The organism is Pseudomonas sp. TMW22090 (genome assembly GCF_022496665.1).
In the GTDB taxonomy this organism is placed as follows: domain Bacteria; phylum Pseudomonadota; class Gammaproteobacteria; order Pseudomonadales; family Pseudomonadaceae; genus Aquipseudomonas; species Aquipseudomonas gregormendelii.
In genome coordinates, this window is sequence record NZ_SCFH01000011.1 from 224,144 (window position 1) to 230,644 (window position 6,501).

A 6,501-nucleotide genomic window follows, 5' to 3' on the forward strand; every position below is an offset into this window, starting at 1 on the left:
ACAGGGGGCGGATGAGGCGGTGCAGTGGCGTAAGACGGCCAAAATCCTCAAAGTCCAATACTTCCACGGAGCGCTACGACGTATATCCGACAGGCATAAGCAGGAAGGTCGCGCGAATTACCCTCAGAGATCTACATGTTTGCCAGCGTGCTACCGAGCGTCGAGAGGCGACGGGATGAACGAGCAAATGTCATGTATTGACGCCCGCGGTTTATCAAGCGGTCGGTTCGTTAGGTTTTGAAGGCAAAGACTTCGGCCATGAATCCGGACTTTGTTTGGCCCACGGTCGCTGTCCCTGATGGAGTTTTCAGGTCGGCTCCTCTATCAGCAGAGTGCATTTTGAATGCTCTGACTTCGAAGGGTCTTGCCAGCCACGGTTTGACCTGTTTTGCCATCACTTTTGAACGGTTGTGTTGGCAACGAGTCTATGATCGGGACAACAATTGCTCGTTAATTAGCATTTGATCTCGTCCACGCGACACTAGCCAGCGATGGAAGTCGCGGCAATGGGCCTTGTCGAAAGCATCTTTAGCACCCACCAAGAAATACGGCGAGGGTAATGGAAGTCCCCGCGCGAAAGGCATGATCAAACGCTCGTCCGCCAGCGAATTGGCAATCATCGAGCATTGCGCCAATACCACTCCCTGTCCCGACACAGCAGCCTGAATGGCCATCGATGACAATGAGTAGACCCGATAACCATCGCGTAATTGCGAATGGTCTACGTGTTGCGCGTCGAACCAGTCACGCCATGAGGGGGGGGATGCGAACTTCGGTAACCAGTCAATCGACAACAGCGGATAATTCAGCAAATCCGCCGGGCTGTGCAACGGTGCATCGCCGCGTAAAAGCTTTGGGCTACAGACTGGAACCACGCAATCGCGAAACAACTCTACAGCGTTTTCAGTCAATGCATAGTGCCCATAGGTCACCCGGAAATCGATTTCATAGCCATCGGAGGCCGGTTCCGTATGACTTCCGTCTAGAAATAGATTGAGGTCCGGGTGCTCACTCTGCCATGCGTAAATCAGCGGTGCCAGCCAGTCCGAAAACAACGATGGCAAGGCACTGATGCGCAAGTTGCTAGCGTTCTTCGTACGCTCGACTTCGACCTGAGCGATACGGAGGCTTTCGAATGCCGCAGCGCAACTGTCGTGGTAGCGCTGCCCCGCGGCGGTTAGGCGAATACGCTTACCGACCTTGAAGGTTAGGCTCAAACCCAGGCTGTCTTCCAGCAGTTTCATTTGCTGGCTTACCGCACCTGCCGAGATGCCTAAGCGCCTAGCGGCTTCGACAATTCCACCAAAACGTCCGACGGCGTCAAAAACCTGAAGAGCACGCAGAGAAGGCAAGTTATCCATCAGCATTTCCACAAAAGAATTTTCAGATTGATGCTTTAGCTCAGGTGCATAAAGTAACTGTTTTTAACATTTCTATGAAAGTAATTACCATCTTCTGGTGTAGATGGACAAGGCTTGACCGTAGAAATGACCTACGTGAAAAAAGAAATACGAGAGCCGTAGCTAGGTTGTCGTTCACGTGCTTGCTCACGGACGCAAGCTGATGTCCAAATGAAATGTGGAAGGTATCGATGGGAATAAATCTCCCACCACCGCTACGATACGTAACAAAATCACAGTCTTGCTAACCATTCGCCCCGCCCCCCCTTTCAGTCAACATTGTCCAAAAATCGTAGCCCCGCGTGATCCTTTGCAAGATTGGCCTGTATATTGCCTGTCATGTATATACAGGTAATTTCATTTAATGACGTGTCTGTATGCAGTTCATCCAATAGACAAAGGAAAAACAAGAATGAAAAAGTTTGTCCTAGCCATGGTAATTGCACTCGCTTCTACCTGCGCCCTTGCCAGGGACTTGAGTGTCATTCGATTTGGTGTAGACCCGACCTTCGCTCCCTTTGAATCAAAAAATCCGGATGGCCAGTTGGTGGGCTTCGACATCGACCTCGGCAACGCCATTTGCGCCCAGCTCAAGGTCAAGTGTGTTTGGTACGAAACCGCTTTTGACAGCATCATCCCAGCGCTCCGGGCGAAGAAATTCGATGCGGTCCTTTCAGCTATGACTGTCAACGAAAAGCGCAAGGAGAATGTCGCGTTCACGGACCGGCTCTACAACTCGCCCAATCGGCTGATCGCGAAAAAGGACAGCGGCCTGCTGCCCACCGTCGAGTCGCTCAAGGGCAAGCGTGTCGGCATTGCCCAAGGCACCACCCAGGAAGCTTATGCCAAGGCCGTCTGGGCACCACAAGGGGTCATTCTGGTGTCTTACACAAATCAGGATGTGTTGTACCCGGACCTGATCAGTGGCCGTATCGATGCCACTCTGACGGATGCAGCCGTGGCCGATATCGGCTTTTTGCAGACATCTAATGGCACCGGCTTCGCCTTCGCCGGCGATGCCGTCACAGATGAAAAGTTGCTCGGCGAGGGGATCGCGATCGGTCTGCGCAAGGACGACCCGGAGTTGATGCAGGCGATCAATGGCGCGCTGGCAGAAATGCACAAGAACGGCACCTACGACGCGATTCAGAAAAAGTATTTCACCTTCGATATCTATAACTGATACCCGATGCCTGACTAGCTCTGATCACCAGCGTATCGGTGATCACGAGCCTGGTCGTGCCCAAAGGTTATTTCCGAACATTCAGCCCCCTGAATGGACGGTCTTCAGACCTCCATTGCCAAAGGAGAGACAGAACATGCTTTTACAGGGCTATGGTTCGCTCATTCTCGAAGGTACGTTTGCGACCATCAAGCTAGCACTACTCTCGATGTTGTTGGCCGTTGTGCTTGGCCTGATCGGCGCGTCGGCCAAGCTTTCAAAGCATCGGCTGTTGCGTTATCTGGCAGCCAGCTACACCACACTGATTCGCAGCGTCCCGGATCTACTGATCATGCTGCTGTTGTTTTTTAGCCTGCAGATCTGGCTCAACAACTTCACCGAATGGCTGAAACTCGAGCAAATCGATATCAATCCTCTGGCTGCCGGGGTGTTCACCCTTGGCTTCATCTATGGCGCCTATTTCACTGAGACCTTCCGCGGCGCGTTTCAGTCGGTCCCGGCCGGTCAACTCGAGGCCGCCATTGCCTATGGCATGAATCCCCGGCAAGTGTTTATGCGGGTGCTGTTTCCACAAATGATGCGCTTTGCGCTGCCAGGTATTGGCAATAATTGGCAGGTGCTGATCAAGGCCACCGCACTGGTTTCAATTATCGGTCTGATCGACATCGTCAAAGTTACTCAGGATGCCGGCAAGCATTCGATGCAATTGTTCTTCTTCAGCATCATCGGCGCACTCATTTATCTGGCAATTACCACCCTGTCCAATGGCGTCCTGATATGGCTGGAACGCCGATACGCCATCGGCGTCAGAGGAGCGCAGCTATGAACTCAATCGTGCAGGAATATTGGCAAGCCTATCTCTGGTTCGATGGTTACCAACTGTCCGGCGTGGCCATGACCTTGTGGCTGCTGGTCGTCTCCATCGCCATCGGCGGTTTGCTTTCGGTGCCGATGGCGGTCGCCCGAGTCTCGAGCAACCCATTGATCCGCGGTCCGGTATGGTTCTACACCTATGTGTTCCGTGGTACTCCGCTGTATATCCAGCTGCTGATTCTTTACACCGGGATCTACAGCCTGGAAATGGTCCGCAGCCAGCCGGTGCTTGATGCATTCTTCCGCCAAGGGATCAACTGTACGCTGTTGGCCTTCGCGCTCAACACCTGCGCCTACACCACGGAGGTCTTTGCCGGAGCGATCCGGGCGACGCCTTACGGCGAAATCGAAGCCGGGCGCGCCTATGGCATGTCCAAATTAACCTTGTATCTGCGGATCATTCTGCCCTCAGCGCTGCGGCGCTCACTGCCTTACTACAGCAATGAAGTGATCCTGATGTTGCACTCAACTACTCTCGCCTTCACCGCCACGGTACCTGATCTGCTCAAGGTCGCCCGCGATGTAAACTCGGCGACCTATTCCTCATTCGAGGCCTTTGGCATCGCCGCGGTGTTGTATGCCTTGATGGTGTTTGCCCTGATCTGGCTGTTTCGGCGCTGCGAAATGCGCTGGTTAGCCTACCTCAAGCCACAGACTCATTGACTGGCCGTATTTAGAGAGCATCGAATATGTACAAACTAAGCGTAGATGAACTGCACAAGAGCTACGGCGCCCATCAAGTCCTGAAGGGCGTGTCACTCAACGCCAAGGCCGGTGATGTCATCAGTATCATTGGTTCCAGCGGATCGGGCAAAAGTACCTTTCTTCGGTGCATCAACTTCCTCGAACAACCCTGTGCCGGGCGCATTAGCGTGAACAACGAGGAAATCCGCACAAAAAAAGATATCAACGGCGCCTTGCAGGTGGCTGACCCATGCCAACTGCAAAAAATGCGCACCAAACTGTCGATGGTGTTCCAGCATTTTAACCTGTGGCAACACATGACGGTCTTGGAAAATATCATTGAAGCACCTGTTCACGTCCTTGGGATCAAACGCAAGGAAGCCGAGCAGCGAGCGCGCAAGTACCTGGCTAAGGTAGGTTTGGAGTCTAGTGTGGAAACCAAATATCCATCCCACCTCTCAGGTGGCCAGCAGCAGCGTGTGGCGATTGCCCGGGCACTGGCGATGGAGCCTGAAGTTATGCTGTTCGACGAGCCGACCTCGGCACTCGACCCGGAGCTGGTCGGTGAAGTGTTGAAGGTGATGCAGGCTCTGGCCGAGGAAGGCCGGACCATGGTCGTGGTCACCCACGAAATGGGCTTTGCGCGCAACGTCTCGAACCACGTCATGTTCCTGCATCAAGGCCGCGTTGAGGAACAAGGCCACCCCAGCGAGGTGTTGGTCAACCCGCAAAGCGAGCGTTTGACGCAGTTCCTCTCTGGCCGTTTGAAGTAATTCGGCGAGCGCCCCTAACTTTGTGCCGGGCGACTCCTGAAAGCCCGGTACCTGTTGATCAAAATGAGGCAATCATGAACCCAGGCTTTCCAACGCACCCCAGTTTTGCCAGTCAACGTGAACGGTTTTTAACGGCGGCCATAGCCGCAGGCGCGAGCCTGAGCGAGTACCCTCACCCCTTGCGCGGGCCTTTTGACGAGCATCTGAGCACCGATGTCGCCTGGCTCGGTGATCCAAAGGCCAAGCGAGTGCTGGTCTGCCTCAGTGGCACCCACGGGGTTGAGGGTTTCTATGGCTCGGACTGCCAGATCCAATGGCTGCAAACCTTCACCGAGAGAAACCTACCCGCCGACGTCGCGGTGCTGATGATTCACCTGATCAATCCCTGGGGCACGGCCTGGATCCGCCGCGTCAACGAAGATAACATCGACCTCAATCGCAACTATCTGGACTTCACTCAAACTTTGCCGGACAACCAGGGCTACGAGGCCCAGCATGAGATCTATACCTGTCCACAGCTGAAGGGGGCGATACGCGAACGCGCTGATGCCTTGCTCAACGAGCGTGTACGTGCGGAGGGCTGGTCAGTCGTGATGTCAATTGTCGAGGCTGGCCAGTACTGTCATCCCAATGGTCTGTTCTACGGTGGCCAGGCACCAGCTTGGTCAAACAAGACTTTACGTAGCATCCTGAAAAAGCACCTGGCGCACACTCAGGTCGCCATGTGCTTTGACCTTCACACCGGCGCCGGGGACTACGGCCACCCAATGCTGATGAGCATTGCCCAGTCGGCTTACCCGGCGCTGAACACTGCTCAGGCGCTATACGGTCCGTGGCTCTACACGCTGCTCACTGGTGCCAATAGCCAGAGTTCTACCGGGGTGGCCGCGACAGCCACTGGCTACACCTCGCAGGCCCTGCTCGATGCGCTACCACAGGTTCACCTGATGCCGTTCGTAATCGAATGCGGCACTTATCCCGGGGAGCAGATTCATACTGTTTTGCGCAACGATCAGTGGCTGCACCTATACGGCGACCTGACCGACCCGCTGGCCAGGCAAATTAAGTTGGAGTTGCTCGAACAGTTCTATCCGGCTGACAGTGACTGGCGGGAGCTGGTCTGGCTGCGCACTCGACAAATCTGGGAGCGGGCCCTGGCGGCATTGCCTCAGATTAAGCTTCCACCCTACCTCTAACCCCCCCCCCTGCTCATCGCAGTCGCGGTTTGCGAATTAAACCTATCCCCCAATTCAAGGCTGCCCTGCGCGGTCTTGAATGCTTTCCGCGGCGCCATTGGCGTGCAATGCCCAAGGTGCACCTAAAACTATTGATTTAGAAAATCTAAATAAACCGACAGATAAAGACATCTATTCTTACCTAATAAGAACCTCGTATTCTGGGCTCGTGATTAGCCATCGTTCTTCTGCAAAGGGCGAACAACAAAATATAAGGAGAGATCTCATGTTTTTGCGAAACGCGTGGTATGTCGCCGCCAGCGAAGCCGAACTGGGCGAAGATCTGTACCCCGTCACTCTGCTCAGTGAATCGGTGGTGCTGTACCGCAAGAGTGACGGCACCCCGGTAGCCC

General features: G+C 54.3%; 6 protein-coding genes. 5 read left to right on the forward strand and 1 reads right to left on the reverse strand.

Annotation, left to right across the window (positions count from 1 at the left end):
- Positions 1-425 precede the first annotated feature (425 nt).
- Positions 426-1,361, reverse strand: a complete 936-nt coding sequence (locus tag EQV97_RS26385; protein ID WP_045060375.1) for a LysR substrate-binding domain-containing protein — start codon at positions 1,359-1,361, stop codon at positions 426-428.
- 451 nt (positions 1,362-1,812) lie between these two features.
- Here EQV97_RS26385 and EQV97_RS26390 point away from each other — a divergent pair, with 451 nt between their 5' ends.
- The 5 genes from EQV97_RS26390 (at position 1,813) to EQV97_RS26410 (ending at position 6,109) form a co-directional block, all read left to right on the forward strand.
- Positions 1,813-2,583, forward strand: a complete 771-nt coding sequence (locus EQV97_RS26390) for an ABC transporter substrate-binding protein (RefSeq protein WP_045060374.1) — start codon at positions 1,813-1,815, stop codon at positions 2,581-2,583.
- A 136-nt stretch (positions 2,584-2,719) separates the two neighbouring features.
- On the forward strand, positions 2,720-3,409 hold the full coding sequence (gene hisQ / locus EQV97_RS26395) for a histidine ABC transporter permease HisQ (protein ID WP_045060373.1): 690 nt from the start codon (positions 2,720-2,722) through the stop codon (positions 3,407-3,409).
- On the forward strand, positions 3,406-4,119 hold the full coding sequence (locus EQV97_RS26400) for an ABC transporter permease (RefSeq protein ID WP_138725606.1): 714 nt from the start codon (positions 3,406-3,408) through the stop codon (positions 4,117-4,119). The genes hisQ and EQV97_RS26400 overlap by 4 nt, the downstream gene beginning before the upstream one ends.
- 26 nt (positions 4,120-4,145) lie before the next feature.
- Positions 4,146-4,913: an ATP-binding cassette domain-containing protein gene (locus tag EQV97_RS26405; protein WP_045060371.1), complete on the forward strand. Its 768-nt coding sequence runs from the start codon at positions 4,146-4,148 to the stop codon at positions 4,911-4,913.
- A 74-nt stretch (positions 4,914-4,987) separates the two neighbouring features.
- Entirely contained in the window at positions 4,988-6,109 is a 1,122-nt protein-coding gene (locus EQV97_RS26410) for a DUF2817 domain-containing protein (protein WP_138725607.1), read from the forward strand.
- The last annotated feature ends 392 nt before the right edge of the window (positions 6,110-6,501 follow it).